Source organism: Amphritea sp. GJ51-11, assembly GCF_055808735.1.
This window is the reverse complement of sequence record NZ_CM147881.1, coordinates 1,588,288-1,606,034: the sequence shown is the minus strand read 5'-3', so window position 1 is coordinate 1,606,034 and position 17,747 is coordinate 1,588,288. Positions and strand designations below refer to the sequence as shown.

11 protein-coding genes are annotated in these 17,747 nt (G+C 48.6%); 2 read left to right on the top strand and 9 right to left on the bottom strand.

All coding sequences use genetic code 11. From position 1 onward, the window contains the following. Window positions 1-201: 201 nt before the first annotated feature. The 3 genes from putA to AC0L4K_RS06955 all read right to left on the bottom strand — a co-directional run bounded on the left by putA (window position 202) and on the right by AC0L4K_RS06955 (window position 10,833). The gene (gene putA, locus AC0L4K_RS06965; RefSeq protein WP_473268735.1) at window positions 202-3,825 is read right to left on the bottom strand and encodes a bifunctional proline dehydrogenase/L-glutamate gamma-semialdehyde dehydrogenase PutA; all 3,624 of its coding nucleotides are present in this window, start codon (window positions 3,823-3,825) and stop codon (window positions 202-204) included. Between the two features lie 325 nt (window positions 3,826-4,150). Beyond that, window positions 4,151-5,620: a sodium/proline symporter PutP gene (gene putP, locus AC0L4K_RS06960; RefSeq protein WP_417225386.1), complete on the bottom strand. Its 1,470-nt coding sequence runs from the start codon at window positions 5,618-5,620 to the stop codon at window positions 4,151-4,153. 419 nt (window positions 5,621-6,039) lie between these two features. Next, window positions 6,040-10,833, bottom strand: coding sequence for an NAD-glutamate dehydrogenase (locus tag AC0L4K_RS06955; RefSeq protein WP_473268734.1), 4,794 nt, complete (start codon window positions 10,831-10,833; stop codon window positions 6,040-6,042). Between the two features lie 285 nt (window positions 10,834-11,118). Between AC0L4K_RS06955 and AC0L4K_RS06950 the strand changes: the two genes are divergently transcribed. Continuing rightward, entirely contained in the window at window positions 11,119-11,580 is a 462-nt protein-coding gene (locus tag AC0L4K_RS06950) for an Lrp/AsnC family transcriptional regulator (RefSeq protein WP_417225382.1), read from the top strand. 107 nt (window positions 11,581-11,687) lie between these two features. Further along, window positions 11,688-12,575, top strand: a complete 888-nt coding sequence (locus tag AC0L4K_RS06945) for a DMT family transporter (RefSeq protein WP_473268732.1) — start codon at window positions 11,688-11,690, stop codon at window positions 12,573-12,575. On the opposite strand, the gene AC0L4K_RS06940 is transcribed toward AC0L4K_RS06945, so the two are convergent. From AC0L4K_RS06940 to AC0L4K_RS06915, 6 genes are all read right to left on the bottom strand, one after another. Next, entirely contained in the window at window positions 12,572-14,734 is a 2,163-nt protein-coding gene (locus AC0L4K_RS06940; RefSeq protein ID WP_473268731.1) for a hypothetical protein, read from the bottom strand. The two genes, AC0L4K_RS06945 and AC0L4K_RS06940, sit on opposite strands and share 4 nt — an antisense overlap. A 97-nt stretch (window positions 14,735-14,831) precedes the next feature. Further along, on the bottom strand, window positions 14,832-15,182 hold the full coding sequence (locus AC0L4K_RS06935; RefSeq protein WP_417225376.1) for a hypothetical protein: 351 nt from the start codon (window positions 15,180-15,182) through the stop codon (window positions 14,832-14,834). Window positions 15,183-15,200: 18 nt separating this feature from the next. Beyond that, window positions 15,201-15,776: a PASTA domain-containing protein gene (locus AC0L4K_RS06930; protein WP_473268730.1), complete on the bottom strand. Its 576-nt coding sequence runs from the start codon at window positions 15,774-15,776 to the stop codon at window positions 15,201-15,203. 17 nt (window positions 15,777-15,793) lie between these two features. Further along, entirely contained in the window at window positions 15,794-16,111 is a 318-nt protein-coding gene (locus tag AC0L4K_RS06925) for a PASTA domain-containing protein (RefSeq protein ID WP_473268729.1), read from the bottom strand. Between the two features lie 32 nt (window positions 16,112-16,143). Then, window positions 16,144-17,076: a hypothetical protein gene (locus tag AC0L4K_RS06920; protein WP_473268728.1), complete on the bottom strand. Its 933-nt coding sequence runs from the start codon at window positions 17,074-17,076 to the stop codon at window positions 16,144-16,146. 3 nt (window positions 17,077-17,079) lie between these two features. Then, window positions 17,080-17,745 (bottom strand): hypothetical protein, encoded by a 666-nt coding sequence (locus tag AC0L4K_RS06915; protein ID WP_473268727.1) that lies wholly within the window; start codon window positions 17,743-17,745, stop codon window positions 17,080-17,082. Window positions 17,746-17,747: the final 2 nt, after the last annotated feature.

Genomic DNA, 17,747 nt, shown 5'->3' with positions numbered 1-17,747 from the left:
CTGGCGGTCGCTTTAAGTTATTTTTACGTATTTTAGTTGTATACGCGCATAAAAAAAGCCCCTCTAAACGAGGGGCCGAAAAAGTTGTAACTCAGACGATACTGTCCAACGCTACTCCCCCCTATGTAGAGAGGGCTTAAAATGTGCCACTAAGCCACAGCCTGGCTTGGTAACAACAGTTCAGCGATAACCCGCAGCACCTTATTCAGATGCTGCAATCAAGCTCGCGTTGCCACCTGCTGCCGTAGTATCGACACAAAGATGTCGTTCCAGAGAGAAACGATCGGCCGCATTACGTTCAGTAATCAGAGGAATAATAACGCCGTTACGAGACGCTAATACTCGCCGATAAGCTTGCAATACCTCATGATCGGCACCACTCGCAATCGCCGCAAAACCGGTTGCGCCGGCCAGTGCTTCCGGATTCAACAGACCATCAATTCCTTTAATCGGTACACCACTATCTGCAGCCGCCTGACACTCAGCCGCCGCACCCGGCGCGACCACCACTACGGCGTTGCCCTGCGACAAGGCCTGTATGGCATGTGCCATCGTGGCGGCCAGGTCCGGCCCCAAACAGAGTACCGTGCCCCGTGCATGGGTTGATAATAGATTCAATTCACCGGTAGGCCCAGGCATCGGCTCAGCATCATGTTGCAGTGATGAGAAGTCGATATCTTGATGACTAAATAGTGACTGAAGCTTTTCGATACGTGCGTTATCCATTGCCCATTGACTATTATCCAAGCGATCAATGGTCTGCTGCAGTGTTGCGGTACCCACCTCGGCACTCAACTCTGTCGTCATCGGAGGCACCGCCTCAACCCGCATAAAGCGTTTCACATACTGTGGACCACCCGCTTTGGGCCCCGTACCGGATAAGCCTTCTCCGCCAAACGGCTGAGAACCGACAATCGCGCCGATTTGGTTGCGATTGACATAGATATTACCCACTTTAATGCGATTACAGATCTGTGCGACACGATTATCAACCCGCGTATGCAAACCAAAGGTGAGGCCATAACCGGTCGCATTGATGCTATCAACCACTTTATTCAGGTGACTGGCTTCAAAAGTGACCACATGTAGCACCGGACCAAAAATCTCTTCTTCAAGTTCGGCAATGCTGTCAATCTGAATCACTGTTGGCGCAACAAACAACCCTTGATCAGGAATAGTCAAAGATTTCAGTACGCGCCCCTTAGCAGCATATTTTGCACAATGGGCTTCGATCTTCGCTTTCGCTGTCGCATCAATCACCGGACCAATATCGGTGCTCAGCAACCATGGATTACCCAAACGCAACTCATCCATCGCGCCAAACAGCATTTCTAATAAGTTATCGGCGATATCTTTCTGTACATACAACACTCGCAATGCCGAACAACGCTGTCCCGCACTTTGGAACGAAGACGCCAGCACATCACGCACGACTTGTTCGGGCAACGCCGTTGAATCGACGATCATCGCATTCATACCGCCGGTTTCAGCCACTAACGGCGCATCCGCTGCCATGTTCTCTGCCATTACCCGGTTAATCCGTTGCGCGGTGCCGGTAGAGCCCGTAAAGCAAACCCCGGCAATCCGGCTGTCTGATGTCAACGGCGTACCAACAGCCACACCGCTACCAGGCAATAATTGAATGACATCCGTCGGGATACCCGCCTGATGCATCAGTTCAACTGTGCGGGCTGCCACCAATGGAGTTTGATCCGCAGGCTTAGCCAATACCGCATTACCCGCCGCCAGTGCTGCGAGCACCTGACCCGAGAAGATCGCCATCGGGAAGTTCCAAGGAGAGATACAAGTAATCACACCCCGTGCATCGCCCTCAGCCTCATTACGCTCGGCTTCATTGGCATAAAAACGGGCAAAGTCGACGGCTTCGCGTAACTCCCCGACAGCATCGAGAAGAGTTTTACCTGCTTCACGGGTCACAAGAGAGAAGAGTTCTGGCGCATTTTGCTCTAGTAAGTCGGCGACCTTACGCAGACAAGCCGCTCGCTCCGCCGCGCGGGTTTGTGACCAACGACGATAACCCCCTTGGGCGGCAACAATCGCGCTTTCAATATCCTCTGGACAGCTTTCAATCACTTGACCTACTGTGTCATCTGGGATCGCCGGGTTATGAATAGCAAGGGCTTTTTGGCTCACTGATTGACCTGCAATCATCGGCGCCGCCTGCCACTGAGCAGTCTTAAAGTCCGCCTGCTGTGCTGCTAATTCGGCAATTTGAACGGGGTCGGTAATATCCCAACCGCGAGCGTTTTGACGTTTTTCACCAAACAATGCCGCCGGACGAACAATGGCCGCACTGCTGATGTTTTCACCCATCGCTTCAATAGCGGCAAACGGATCTCGAGCAATATCTTCCGGTTTGATACGCGTATCGACAATCTGATTAACGAACGAGCTATTCGCACCATTTTCTAATAAACGGCGTACCAGATAGGCCAGCAGGTCACGGTGAGCACCAACCGGCGCATAAATACGACAGCGAGTTCCCTGCCCCTGCAAAACGCTATCGTGTAATGATTCACCCATACCGTGCAAACGCTGAAACTCAAATGTTTTGTTATCTAGATCACGCGCTAGGTGCAATATACCCGACACCGAATGGGCGTTGTGGGTAGCAAACTGCGGATAGATACGATCGGTCATCGCCAATAACTTTTCGGCACAGCACAGGTAAGACACATCGGAATTCACCTTACGGGTATACACCGGGAAGCCATCAAGCCCCATCTCCTGAGCACGCTTAATTTCGGCATCCCAATATGCGCCTTTTACTAGCCGCACCATGATTTTACGATCGAGGCGGTTCGCCAGTTGATATAACCAATCCAGTACAAACGAAGCCCGTGGGCCAAACGCCTGCACCACGATACCAAAACCATCCCAACCGGCCAGTGCTTCATCACTCAATACCGCTTCAATAACATCCAGTGAGAGATCTAAACGATCCTGCTCTTCGGCATCGATGTTGAAGCCCATATTCGCTTGTTTAGCCTGTAACGCTAGGGATTTTGTGCGTTCCACCAATTCGGTCATCACCCGGTCTTGCTGGGCAAATTCATAACGGGCATGCAACGCCGACAATTTAACCGAGATACCCGGATTCATACGAATATCCGTATGGATACAAGCGGGGGTCAGCTTACCGATCGCAGCACTGTAAGCTTGATGATAACGTAATGCATCGGCATCGGTACGCGCCGCTTCACCGAGCATATCGTAAGAGTAAGAATACCCCTGCTTTTCAAGCTTACGCGCCCGGTTTGTGGCTTCTTCAATGGTACGCCCTAGGACAAACTGACGCCCCAGCTCTTTCATAGCCTGACCTACCGCGGTGCGAACCAAGGGTTCACCCAGACGCTTAACCATACCCCGCAGAGTCTGAGTCACACCTTTATCTTCACTCGGTGCAATCAGCTTACCGGTCAGTAGCAGTGCCCAAGTCGAGGAGTTAACCAATGACGACTTAGATTTACCGAGGTGCTCACCCCAGTTACCCGATGCGACTTTATCTTCAATCAAAGCATCGATGGTCAAGGCATCAGGCACCCGCAATAGAGCTTCGGCTAGACACATCAAGGCGACACCTTCTTTGGTGGTCAGACCATATTCACCGAGAAACTTTTCCATCATTGAAGGTGAACTATCATTACGAACACGAGTAACCAGCTGTGCCGCATTAGTGGAGATCTGTTGACGATCTTCAACCGTCATACGGGCATTGTTCATCAGCTCACGGATGACCTGGCTCTCATTAGCCAGATAGTGCTCTCGAATTTTAGTCCGGAACGGGTCAGTTGTGTTTGTCATAATCTCACCTTCAATCGTTATCACCGCTTTAACAACGTATCTAAACGGCATTTGTTTTATCTATTGTAGCTACACATCAAAAGTCAGTTTCACTATTTTATATAATTTATTAGACGTATTTTCTTTATTTCAAGAAAATATAAAAACTTATGACATACACCTGACAAAAAACCAACCCAATAAGACCATAGTAAAATTTATTTTTAGGACATGAAAAAGCCCCGCATAGCGAGGCTTCATCATAATGAGTATAGGTCGATATCCCGTCAAACGACGAACTATCGTGTGGTATTAATAAATTAACACCGGGAGGCAGACAGCTTGCTTAGCTTTTCAGCTCGACTAATACCTTCTCAAATCGCTCTTCAATGGCTCGAATAGGCGGTGCAGTAAACAAAGACACACCAATAACCGCAATGAAAGCAAAAACGACACCGGGAATGATCTCATAGACATCAAACCAACCACCGGTTAGTTGCTTCCAAACGACCACGGTAACGCCACCGACAATAATACCTGCGAGCGCACCGGCCTTGTTCATCCGCTTCCAGTACAGTGACATGATCAGCGCAGGACCAAAGGCGGCCCCAAAACCAGCCCAAGCGTAAGATACCAGACTCAATACTTTGGAATCTTTATCTAGAGCGAGGAACGTGGCGATCAAGGCGATAACAATCACAGCAATACGCCCTACTTGTACCAACTGTTCTTGGGTCGCTTCTTTATTAAACAGTGCTTTATAGAAGTCTTCTGCTAATGCAGAAGAGGACACCAGCAACTGAGAATCCGCTGTACTCATCACTGCCGCCAGAATAGCCGCCAGCAGAATACCCGCTACCGCAGGATGGAACAGTGTATTCACCATGACCATAAATACGGTTTCATGATCGCCCAAACCTTCCGGCAGGTAACCAATCGCAGCCAAACCGATGAGGCAAGCACCGGACATTGAGATGCCACTCCAAACAACCGCGATACGACGCGCAGCAGGCACAGAGTCTTTACTCTTAATACCTTTAAAGCGCGCCAGAATATGGGGTTGACCGAAATAACCCAGCCCCCAGCCCAATAGCGACAGTGTGCCGATCAACGTAATAGCACTACCATCTTTATTGGTAAACATATCCAACAACTCTGGGTTTTTCGACTCAACCGCAGCAAGCGTGGCGTCAATACCACCGAGTTCACCAATCGCCACCAGTGGCACCATCACCAGCGCACCAACCATCAGTAGGCCTTGCACTACATCGGTCCACGAAACCGCCAAGAAGCCACCAAACATGGTGTAAGAGATAACCGCAACTGCACCGACAATAACAGCAATGCTGTAATCAAAACCAAACACAGTTTCAAATAGCTTACCGCCGGCCACTAAACCCGAACTGGTGTAAAACAGGAAAAAGACCAACACAAAAAATGCCGATACGACGCGTAGGGTATGACTGGTATCGTGAAAACGTTTTTCAAAATAAGCCGGCAGTGTCAGCGCATCACCGGCCTGCTGAGAATAAACCCGCAGACGTTGCGCCACCAGCAACCAGTTCAACCATGTACCGGCCAGCAGGCCACCCGCCAACCAAAAAGAGCCATACCCTGCCGCCATCGCATAGCCGGGTAAACCCATCAGCAACCAGCCACTCATATCAGATGCTCCGGCACTCAGAGCACTTGGAATAGGCCCTAGGTTACGCCCACCCAGAACATAATCAGACAGATCCTGAGTTCGGCGATAAGCCACTACACCAATCGCTAACATCAGTATCAGATAGATGATAAAAGTAATCGTAATTACCATTCAGTAAACCTCATCGTTATTATATTGTACCGCGATTTCCCGCTGGTCTTTTTTTATAGCTGACCACACTTACAGCATTAACCCTGAAGTTATAAACCCCTTTGAGTCGCCTTGTTTTCACCGAAAAACAGACACAAAGAAGCGGATCGAAGCATGGCCAAATGAACGGGCAAGCTTACAGAACAACCGCTAGACTTTTTACCTTTTTTACGCAGCATTAAGAAAGATTATGTCTATATTCAGCAACAGCTATTACAAATACGTACTTATATTCCGTTTTCTAGGTAGATATGACTTTATAAACCATAAAAAAAAGCGATTCAGAAAATATCTCTGAATCGCTTTCATGTTTTGCCTTATGCCACATTACCCCGAATACAGCGCCCTTATCTGCTAGGCGTTTCAGAGCATTGAATCGCTTAACTCAATTCCAACAACACACTCAGTGCCACTGAGAAAATTGAAGAATCAATTACCTTGGTGTTCTGAATATCCTTAAGGGTATAGTGCCAACGCGCTATCTGTGCGGCTCGGTCTTCTTCCCAACGCGCCAATCGCTGCTCCACACTGCTGCCCGTATCACCTGACTGCAGCACTTTAAGCGTTAACGCTCGGTGCTGATTATCCAGCTCGATCCGATAACTATTTTTCGCCAACGCCTGCCAATGGTTGATAGCACTGAACTGACGGATTTGCTTATCCAACCAAATTAGATTCAAGCTGGTGCCTACACCGAAGTAAGTAATTGCAACCTGCTCAACATCTTCATTGGTTTCCCGCGCGACATCGATCACATCCAACAACCAGTAGATGTTTTCACTGGCGGCGCAGAATGCAGCAAGTTTCCCCGGAACACCAACGTCCGTATACCGGTCATACTTCTCTTGCAGTCGATCAGCCGGAATCACTTTATGGATCTGTTCGTCAGAAATGACCACCTGATCGATAGCTGGTTTATACACGTCAAGACAGTTTTGCATATCCAAACCATCACGGTGATGTCGCAACAACCATTGGGTGCCTCGGGCGAGCAGTTGAACCAGGTCCTTCATCATCGCCACCTGCAACTCCGCAGGTACCTGATTATCCAATGATTCAATCTGCTGCCACTGCGCTTCGATATTAAATATCTCACGGGCCACCATATAGGCCGCGGCGATATTGGCATAGCTAGCACCAATAGCAGAGCTAAGATTGTTAACGAAAGTAATTCCCATCCGGTTGATCAGATCATTAGCGATCTGAGTGGCGGTAATCTCGCGATGCAGACGATGATTATGCAGCGCCTCTGGAAACTCCTTCAGCAAACGAGCGGGAAAAGCGGTTTCCATCTCTTTAGCAAAACCCTGATTCTCGGTCAGCCAAGAGTTAATCAGTGCCTGTTTCAGTTCGATTCGTGCATAGCAGATCAGTACTGACAGTTCAGGACGGGTTAACCCCTTGCCATGTTCCCGTCGCTGCTGCAGCTGTTTCTCTGTTGGCAGAAACTCGAGTTCAGGATTGAGCTTGCCCTCACGCTCCAAGCTCTTAATTAAGCGAATGTAATCATCCAATGATTCCTGCGCGACCGTTTCGGCAATATTCAGCGCTTGGGCCTGACGATAGTTATTCTTAAGCACCAGCTCAGACACATCATCGGTCATGTCCCGTAACAGCTGATTACGCTGCTTCATGGTCATATCGCCCTGACTAACTAGCTCGTTTAGCAGAATTTTGATGTTCACTTCATGGTCGGAACAATCAACCCCTCCGGCATTATCGATAAAGTCGGTATTGGATGAACCACCATTCAGCGCAAACTCAATCCGCCCTAACTGGGTAAAGCCAAGGTTGCCGCCCTCACCCAGCACCTTACATCTCAGCTCACAACCATTCACTCGCAGGTTATCGTTCGCTTTATCGCCCACATCCGCATGGCTCTCTTGCGTGGCTTTCACATAGGTGCCAATGCCGCCATTCCACAGCATATCCACCGGTGCTTTTAGCAAGGCATTGATCAGATCGTTCGGTGCCAAACGGTTTTCAGTAATCGCAAACCGCGCCTTCATCTGCGGTGTAATCTCAATCCATTTAGCCGAACGGGAAAATAAACCGCCCCCCTGACTAATTAACTGACTGTTATAGTCGGCCCAACTGGAGCGCGGCAATGCGAACATCCGCTTACGTTCTGCAAACGCACTCGCCAGATCAGGTTCTGGATCGATAAAGATATGCATATGGTTAAATGCTGCCACCAAACTGATCTTTTCAGAGAGCAACATACCATTACCAAACACATCCCCGGCCATATCACCGATACCGATAACGGTGAACGCTTCCTCTTGGGTATTAATGCCCTGTTCACGGAAGTGACGTTTAACCGACTCCCATGCGCCCCGAGCGGTGATACCCATACCTTTATGGTCATAGCCTTGGCTACCACCAGAGGCAAACGCATCACCTAACCAGAAACCATACTCTTCGGAAATGGAGTTGGCGATATCAGAGAAGGTCGCCGTCCCTTTATCGGCAGCAACCACCAGATAAGGATCGTCTTCGTCGTGGCGCACTACATCTTTAGGATGAACAACTTCACCGGCGACGAGGTTATCGGTAATATCCAAAAGCCCACGAATATAGGTTTTGTAGCACTGGATACCTTCGGCTTGAATCACTTCACGATCATTGGTATCAGGCATCCGCTTGCAAATAAAGCAACCTTTAGCCCCCATCGGCACGATCACCGAGTTTTTCACCTGCTGCGCCTTCACCAGACCCAACACTTCGGTACGATAATCCTCCATTCGGTCGGACCAACGTAGACCACCCCGGGCAACCTTTCCGACCCTAAGATGAACACCCTCAACCCGCGGAGAATAGATAAACACTTCAAACTTAGGTTTAGGTTGTGGGATATCCGGAATCGACTGGGAATCAATTTTGAATGAGAAATAAGCTTTATCGGCACCCTCAACCTGCTGATAAAAGTTGGTTCGCAAAGTGGCTTTAATCATCACCATAAAGCGGCGTAAAATTTTATCATCATCCAGACTGCTAACACTTTCCAAGGCATTCAGAATGCTTTGCTCGATAGCTTCTTCTTTAGCCGCATCCTGCTTACCCGGCTGAAAGCGGCAACGAAACAGCTCAACCAACTGGCGGCTAATATCAACATTACGCACCAACACATCCGCAAGGAAAGGCTGAGAGAAACCGAAACGCAGTTGTTTGATGTAACGACCGTAGGCCCGCAGCATGGCGACTTCTCGCCAATTAATACCCGCAGCAATAACCAGTCGGTTGAATTCATCACTATCCGCCTGACCATCCCAGACCTTGGCAAAAGCTTCTTGCAAAATGGTTTTAACTTTATCCAACTCGACCACCGTCTGGCGGTCATAGCTAACACGGAAATCACTGATCCAGAACTGTTTGGCATCCCGGTCGGTAACTACATAGGGGTGCTCACTCATGACTTTCAAACCGAGGTTTTCCAGCAATGGAATCACATCAGACAGCACCAGCGGATGATCAACACTGAACAGCTTAAACTTGAGTATCCCATCAGACTCTTCAAACGAGCGATAGAAGCTCATCGCAATGTCATCTTGCGCTTGCAAATATGAGATGTGCTGTAGATCGTAAACACCGTTCCCAGTAGAGAAATTTTCTTTATAAGCCGAACTGAAACCACCTTTAAAGCGGTTAACAAACCGACTACCCTTCTCTTCACCATAGGTTTCGATCAGGCTGATATTCAGATCATCATCCCAAGAACGGGAGATCTCTAGGATTTTGGCCTCGATTGTATCGAGATCTACCTTTTCCTGCTGATCGGGGTCGCCATAAATAACAAAATGGGTTCGCGACAGCACCGAATCGGATATCTGAGAGTTGGCTTCATAATCCCGCCCATGCAAGCCTTTGTACAGCAAGCTAAGTACCGAATTACGCAGTTTAGTGGTGTATAAATCACGGGGAATATAATACAAGCAGGAGTAGAAACGCTTACTGGCATCTTGGCGCACAAATAAGCACGCCCGCCGCCGTTCCTGCATGTTAAAGATACCGATGCTGGTTTGTTTCAGATCACTGGTTTTCGCTAGGATCAACTCTTCACGAGGCATATCCGTGAGGATTTGTACCAAAGCCTTATGGCTATGTCCGCCCGGCTCGAAACCACATTCGGTGAGGATGCTGATCAGTTTTAGCCGTACAACCGGAATCCGTAACGGGTTGGTCAGGAAGACGGTCGAAGTATACAAACCATAAATGCGGCATTCACCACACACCTGACCTTGATCATCGAAGCGTTTAATAATGATCAGATCACGATACACCGAGCGATGCACGGTTGAACGCACCACATCTTTGCTGAACATGACCAAGTTATCGGCCAAGACAAACTGCTGCTCTAACTGACTCAACTCTTGGCTTTTAAGCGAATGACGCTGAGTACCTAGTTGTGAGCCTTCAACCATATCAACAAAGACTTTGCCCTCTTGCTGACGAATCACCGCTTCTTCATAGCCCTGGAAGATAAAGTTCTCATCCAGTAACCAGTCCAGCAGTTTACGTGTCTCTTTGATTTCGGGGCTATTAGCATCACGAAGACGTAACTCCTCTTTAAGCTCGAGGGTTTTCTCCTTGATGGGGGTGAAATCATCAACCACCGCTTTAACATCGGCCAACACTTTCAGCAGGCCGTCACGTAATTCGTCCAAAGTTTCTTGAGATGAATGACGTTCGATTTCGAGATAGATCAGCGACTCAACCTGAGATTTTTCATCCCGTTCACGGGCGCGCTTAAGGCTTTTTAACTTGTGGGTCTTAGTACGCTCGCAGGCCAGCACACAGTTATTAATCGTCAAAATGCCCAGCTCGCGACGGTTAAGTTCCATCCTAACCGAGTCTACCAAGAACGGCACATCGACATTATGTACTTGAATGACCGTATGGTTAGAATGCCAACCGTGCTGTTCATAGTCTGGGTTAAACACACGAACATCCGGTGCAGGGGCTTTGTAGTCTTGCATTAGTTGCCAATAAGACAACGCCGTCGAGTAAAGATACTCCAGTGAGCGACTCTGTAACTCTTCCGGTGCGGCAACACTAAAAAACTTTTCGGTAAATAGTTGCATCGACGGTTGCAAGCTCTTGCTCACTTGAGCGCAAAGCTTTTCGCTGAGTAGATCAATAATCTGTGACTTGGTCAGACCCACTAAATCATGCATGTTGTATAGACTCCAGGTAGCTTTCGCTACGTCCGGCAGGTACCGGATTGTTATTATTCCCTGTATCGGCTCAAACAACGGCCAAACGACCGCACGGTTGTGCAGATACCCACGATAACGTTATCCCGACAATAACAGGATAGGCACAAAATTCGATTGATATCAGTTAATGACAAAGTATAGGAAAAGAATAGAAGTCTTTTTCACTGTATTTTTGTTTTTTATAGCCGTATCCTTCTCATAACGATGTTTTACACAAACGAACAACCAGAACAATAAAATATTATGGATAAACTGGATAAACTTGATATGGCTATTCTGCGCGAGCTGCAGAAGAATGCCCGTATTACCGTCACCGAACTAGCATCCCGTGTTGGCCTGTCTAAGACCCCTTGCCAAATCCGTATGAAGCGACTGGAAGAACAAGACTATATTCTTGGCTATATCGCGCTGGTTGATCAAAAGAAATTAGGCACCAAGCATGTCGCCTTTGTTCAGGTAAAACTCAGTGATACCAAAACCAAAGCATTGCAGGCCTTTAATGAAGCCGTAAGAGAGATTCCAGAGATCGAACAGTGCCATATGGTCGCGGCTAATTTTGACTACCTGCTTAAGGTACGTACCACCGGCATGGAATCCTATCGGGAAGTTCTTGGAGAGAAGATTTCTTCGCTACCCTATGTGACTCAAACCAGCACCTTTGTGGTCATGGAAGACATCAAAGATATTGAAGCTAAGTTGCTCTAAAATAGACGTTTATAGCACCCCGTAGCGTAGCGCTAATGATGCGGCCCTAAGGCTATCAATGTAGCGCTCAATATACCTCTCCAACGATCTAATACAGAGTAGCGACAGTGAACCGAACGTCTCTTATTTTGGCACTTGCAGTGGTGCTTATGTGGTCGACCGTTGCCACCGCCTTTAAACTAACACTGGCGTTGATCAGCCCCTTACAGATGCTTTGGATTGCCGTGGCAACGTCCTTTGTTATTCTCCTATGCGCGACAATCTGGCAACAAAAACTGCCATTAGCGAGGCAGTATCTGAAACAATCGGCCGGTTATTTTATGCTGCTGGCACTACTCAACCCGACCCTCTATTACCTCATTCTATTTGCCGCCTATGACCTACTTCCGGCCCAGCAGGCACAAGCATTAAATTACACCTGGGCGGTCGTTTTGAGCATCATGGCCGTGCCTTTCCTAGGGCAAACGTTCACCCTCAAAAAAATGATCAGCATTATTTTGGCCTACAGCGGTGTGATCGTAATCGCCACCCAAGGCAACCTGCTATCATTGGATTTCAAAAATCCACTCGGCGTTATCCTTGGCGTCGGCAGCTCGCTGTTCTTTGCCAGCTATTGGATTCTCAACACCCGCAACCCACGTGATGCGGTCGTTTCACTGCTACTCTGTTTTGGCCTGAGCTTACCGGTGCTAAGTGTGTTAATGCTGATTCAGGGCCAGGTCACCGCTCTGCCTTGGCAAGCGGTGGCTGGCGGTATCTATATCGGCACCTTTGAGATGGGCTTTGCCTTCCTCCTCTGGATGCAAGCCATGAGAATGACCGACAACACCGCCCAACTGAGCAACCTCGTTTACCTGTCGCCACCTCTGTCGCTGATATTATTATCGACCCTCGCCGACGAGCCCGTGATGATCTCTACCGTGGTGGGGTTGATACTCATTATCAGTGGTGTATTGTTTCAGCAACTCAAGCGCAAACATCGCCCTTCCAACTAAGCGATTAATGCTTCTATCAACTCTTCGGTTTGTTCACGTTTGTCCGCATCCGTTAACTGATCAAGACCGAAGAGATAGTTTAAAGCGGTGCGAGCACTACTGCGCAAGTCTTTAATCGTAGCCGTATGATGATAGCGTCTCACATCCTCAAAATAGGTATTTAAACGACCATCACTGCCTAGTCGATGAGAAAACTGTGCTGCGCCGCCAAGATGCTCAACCAACCCTTCGACTAAAGCCTCGCTATTGCTATCCGAAGTAAAGAAGCCAATAATCGCGCCCACCAGACCTGCAATGAGAGCAGCCACAAACAACACCGCAGCCAACGGTGGAACTTCAATAGTGCCTGCTGACATCCATAACATAAATCCAGCCAGACTCAGAATACCGCTCGCTAAACCAAAGCCTGCTACCGTCATGCCTGCATAATCTCGGGTTCTATGCTCCTCTGCCATCATCGCACTACTGGATGCAATGGCGGCCAATGAACCGATAACACCTAAAACGCGTGCCGTGGCAGCCGCACCCGCTGAACCACTGCCGATAACACTCTGTTGAACATATTTAAAACGCTGTAGCGCCTGAATTAGGGAGTTAGCAAAACCAGAAAACTGAGCAATCGTATCGCCCCATAAACGGATTCGGGTAATCATACTATCGGTCGTCGTGGTAGCCGCGCTAACGAAGGCGTTAAGAAATAGTATGCCGGTGATCATCGACATAAACACGCCCCAGCCAGGGCTACTCATCACTTCAGAGTTGACGACACCTCGACTCCACGCTTTCACCTGCAAAAGTTCTTCCGGGTCAGATGAGCTTAGACGTCGAATCAATTCACCTTTATTCGATCCCACCATGCCAATTAACTCAGCGGTCACCTCAACGATAAGGTCACGCAAAATACGCCCAGCACTGGGCGCTAAAGAAGCCATCTGAATCATCTTTGGCATCGATGCTTCCATGACCACCATCAATAGCGAAGGAGGCCCCGGCAGATTACCTGCAATGGTAGGTACAACACTAATCTTAGCGGCCACCGTTGCTAGACATGAAGGGTTAGCAAAGCTACGCCATTCACCGCTAACAATCATCTCCAGAGCGGGTTGTAAGCGATCAGTAATCATCGTTTCTGCATGATTACTGGTAGCAATAACACGATAACAGGCACCCAATTTACGGTAGATATCATGCATGAAACGACTGCTAATCATCGTGTCGCTATTACATGCCTGAGCCAGCAAATCATTGAGACGACTACTCCCCTCTAACATCGCATATAAACTGTCGGTATCTCCGCGGATAGCCTGTTGCAGTAAACGGGCTCTCTGAGTCGGCTCCCTGCCTAGAGTCTCTTCTGCGTATGTTTTAAGCGTCGTGAGTTTCGTTTGTAAGGTATCTATTTTGCTCTGTTCGGACGCAGAATAGGCCGACTCCGGATTAGCCTCGGCTAGATTAATAAACTCCATGAGCAGTTCAAGTCCACCCAACTCCTGCTTATAGGGCTGAAGAATACGTCCAAGCGCCTGCTGATTTGTCGCTACCCGTTCAGCTTTTGCCATTGCATTATCCATTTCAGCCAACAATAACGAGCTGAGTTGCTGAATGTCTGCCGACACCAGTGCCGTGCGATTCAGCGCCACTTCCTGCTCTAGCGCTTCAGTGCGTGGCAGAATCAGTCGATAATTGCCACCAACAGGCAAGCTCCAGCGATGATAGCGGGGCGTTCCTGCCGCTGCATCGCCATTCATAACGGCCCTTAAGGCCGCCGTTTGTTCCTCAACGGAAACCGCATCGCCACCCACATAACGACGATAAAGGTTCGCTCTGATAAAGCCATTAGGTCCATTGTGCCAATTTAAAATATGGCTAAACAATGTCCTTCGATCCAATTTGAGCATCTCCGCTAAAGCGCCGATCGTCGGTCGCCCATGGGCTTCGCTATAGGAACTCAACTCAACCCGCACCAGAGGATAATTAAAGTTAGCGATCCGATAAAGAAAGACGCCGGCAATCCGGGTGCGTTCATTTCGGTCAGCATGACGCACATCCTCTATCTGCTGATTATAAATTTCAGAATAATTGACCGCATCACTGACACAGGCAAACTCTTCGCTTATATCAGTGCCGGGACTGGTCACTTCACAGACGTCATTACACATATGTTTGCTCCCTTGCCACTGGCAGATACCCACCACCGACACTTAATCTTTTTCCAGACAGACTTACACCGAATGAATGCGTTTATCCGTAAGTGGTTTAATCTGGCGCATCATCGTCATCCGATGGTTCAGGCTGGATATTAAAGCGCTCATCGATCGGCGGCATAGGTACCGTTTCAGGATCGGGCCAAGCCCCCTGCTGCTGTAAGTTTTGCTGTATCTGTTGCCCATTAAGCCCCGGCATATCACGCAGCATCCGTAGACTCGCAATTAAGCTACTGAAGCCCTGTTGATTTTGCTGGCTATTATTACTCAGGCTGACAGAGCCAACTCGCCCTAGCCCTCCTGCAATGGGATTTTGTAGGTCAAATGCCTCACCTGCAGGGGCATTCTGCTGCTGAGACACCCGCCTTAGTAGCGATTCAATTTGCTGACCACCGTTACTCATATTAGACTCCTACGACGCTTAAACGCCTACCGTGACCACATTACCCGCATCAATAAAGGCTCCCGCCACCGGCTTTGTCGAAGACACAATAGCTGAATCTTTGGCATTGGCGGGTGCAACTTTAAACTCGATGCCTATTTTCTCAAGCAGCACTTTTGCCTCCCCTAAAGGAATACCCGAAAGCAATGGCACCACCTGCATATTGTCGATCTCAAGCGGCGCGGGTACAGGCCTAAAGGTTAGTTTTAACTTACTCGCACCTTCGATTTTAAAATCATATTGATTCTGATAGCTGGCATCGACGGTTGTGCCTTTTATCTCGGTTTTAACCTTTCGGTCACTGCCGATCGACTGCTGCACCGTCAACGCCATACTGATTTCCGCTTCCGCTTCGGGAATTACATACCAAGTAGGACGATAACCAATCCGCCGCATCTCCTTGAGTAGCTCATCGTCGAGGCTATAGATCTGCTTTAGATTTTCGATGGTTTTCACATCGATCGCATACTGAGCCTGCGCGACACCGATACCCATCTCCGCGATCATATCGCCCAGCGGCGTCGCCAGTACTTTGGTAAAAGGATTCTCTGCCATAACCGTCTCCTTGAGACTCAAATACCGACAATCAGGATAATCTGAGTATCAGGTTGCAATGAGGTGTTTGCTTTAGGATGCTGACTAATGATTTGCCCCGCCGAAAAGGAATCTTTTTCAGAGAGCTGCTGCTCATACCAGAACAACTGATCCTGCAAGCCGTCCAATTTTCGTTCTGCCAACTGCCGGGTATAACCACTCACATCCGGCATTTTAAAGTCACTTTCCGCCTGATCCGCGCGACTATCCGCATCATCCAAATTGAGATCAAAGCGTACATTACCAAAGCAATTTGAGGGGATACGGGCAAGATCATCGGCGGTTTCAAACAGCATCAGATCGGTCTGGTTGGCCGCCGCAACGACTTTCAGATCAACACTCGCTTTACTGATACGATACCCCCCTGCTTCGCCAGTTTATTGCTAGCGCGGGAGATCGCCTCCGAGGCAGAAAAAATAAGGTCTTCGCTTTTAACTGTTTTCGCTTTAATCGGCACAACCTCGCCACCGCGCTGAACCAAGCCTTCCAACTCGCCGATTCGGTTATCTTTTTGTTGCAGTTGGCTCTGAAGTTCAGCAACCCGCCGTCGCTCAACGATTAAACCATCGACGCTAGGCCTTTTTTGCAGTTCTATCTCAAGCTTTTTACGCTGCTCCTCTTTTAATTCAAGTTGTCGGGATAGTTCACTCAGCTGACCACTACCCCGCTCCAACTGTTTGATCTGATCATCCCGTTGTTTCAGTTGTGACTTTAACTGTGTCACCTGGGTTTTCTCAGCATTGAGCATCTGTAGTGTTGGCCGCGTCTCCAATTCTCGTTCGAGGGTTTTACGGCTCTGCTCCTGACGCCGCAACTGTAGGGCTAGGCTTTTCGTTTCTTCATCCAGCTTGAGATTTTGGGTTTCCAATGACTTGAGTTTTTTCGTCTCAGCCGCGCTAATACTCGACGCCTTATTAATAGTGCCCGTAGGAATACTATAGAGAACCGTCGATGCTAAAGTGATCACTGGCTCATGGCTTAATTTTATTATGCCGAAATCGATGGTTTGCTGACTATAGGTTTTAGGTGTATTGCTGGCGTTCACCCATTGGCTATTCAGCTTCACTTTGAGCAACACCCGCGGCAGAAAGCCACTAAAGCGGCTACCGCAAACCATATTCAACACACCATTAGCTGCACTTTTACCGGAGGCAACGGCCGTTACTCCACCGTTCATGGTATAAAAAAACAGCTGAGCATCCGTATTGACCAATGGCTTGTTGTTGCTATCTCGTAACACGGCTTTAATTTTGGTAGCCATAAATTATCGTCCTTGTTCAAAGCGATACAATAACGTTTGAGACTGTCCAAAGAGGTCCGCTATCAGCGCTATAATTTGCCCTTCAGCCTCTTGGTTTGAAATCACCAAGCCCGCGCTGGCATAACCCTCCTCATCTAACACAAGTGCGGCGCGCTCCAATCGAGTCGAGGGTTTAAGGGCGCTTTTACCCATTTTTGCCGACAGCTCTCGATCAATATTCAATTCAACCACGGCCCCCTTAAGCGAAGCATCTGCGGTTGTTAATGCAAACACCTTAACCTCAGCCTTACGCGCCGATAATCTCTCGACACTGAGGCTTAATTGGATTTGCGGCACTGTTGAGTCGAGCGGCGCAGCAACCATCACCCCTTTAATAATGCTGGTAGCAGAACTGCTGCTCTGCTGTTGTGACCCTTTGACCGGCAGAAATTGCAATTTAGCTTTTGCCAGACGGGAGGACGTGCGTCCAGAGCCCACCGGTGTGCTATTCGCCGTGGTCATCTGCAACTTCAGCTCAAACTCCATACGCGGGATGTGATAAACCATACTTTGCTGACCCATAGCATTCATCACCGGGGACTGATTCAACCGACTTTGCGCCTTACTCAGACCCTCCGCCAGATTGATCAGAAAGTCATCCAGGTTTTGCCCTTTAGCTACGTCATCCATTC

Excerpts from the sequence above, each read along its gene's own strand:
- putA (WP_473268735.1), bottom strand. The coding sequence starts at position 3,825 with ATGACAAACACAACTGACCCGTTCCGGACTAAAATTCGAGAGCACTAT.
- putP (WP_417225386.1), bottom strand. The coding sequence starts at position 5,620 with ATGGTAATTACGATTACTTTTATCATCTATCTGATACTGATGTTAGCG.
- AC0L4K_RS06955 (WP_473268734.1), bottom strand. The coding sequence starts at position 10,833 with ATGCATGATTTAGTGGGTCTGACCAAGTCACAGATTATTGATCTACTC.
- AC0L4K_RS06950 (WP_417225382.1), top strand. The coding sequence starts at position 11,119 with ATGGATAAACTGGATAAACTTGATATGGCTATTCTGCGCGAGCTGCAG.
- AC0L4K_RS06940 (WP_473268731.1), bottom strand. The coding sequence starts at position 14,734 with ATGTGTAATGACGTCTGTGAAGTGACCAGTCCCGGCACTGATATAAGC.
- AC0L4K_RS06935 (WP_417225376.1), bottom strand. The coding sequence starts at position 15,182 with ATGAGTAACGGTGGTCAGCAAATTGAATCGCTACTAAGGCGGGTGTCT.
- AC0L4K_RS06930 (WP_473268730.1), bottom strand. The coding sequence starts at position 15,776 with ATGGCAGAGAATCCTTTTACCAAAGTACTGGCGACGCCGCTGGGCGAT.
- AC0L4K_RS06925 (WP_473268729.1), bottom strand. The coding sequence starts at position 16,111 with ATGCTGTTTGAAACCGCCGATGATCTTGCCCGTATCCCCTCAAATTGC.
- AC0L4K_RS06920 (WP_473268728.1), bottom strand. The coding sequence starts at position 17,076 with ATGGCTACCAAAATTAAAGCCGTGTTACGAGATAGCAACAACAAGCCA.
- AC0L4K_RS06915 (WP_473268727.1), bottom strand. The coding sequence starts at position 17,745 with ATGGATGACGTAGCTAAAGGGCAAAACCTGGATGACTTTCTGATCAAT.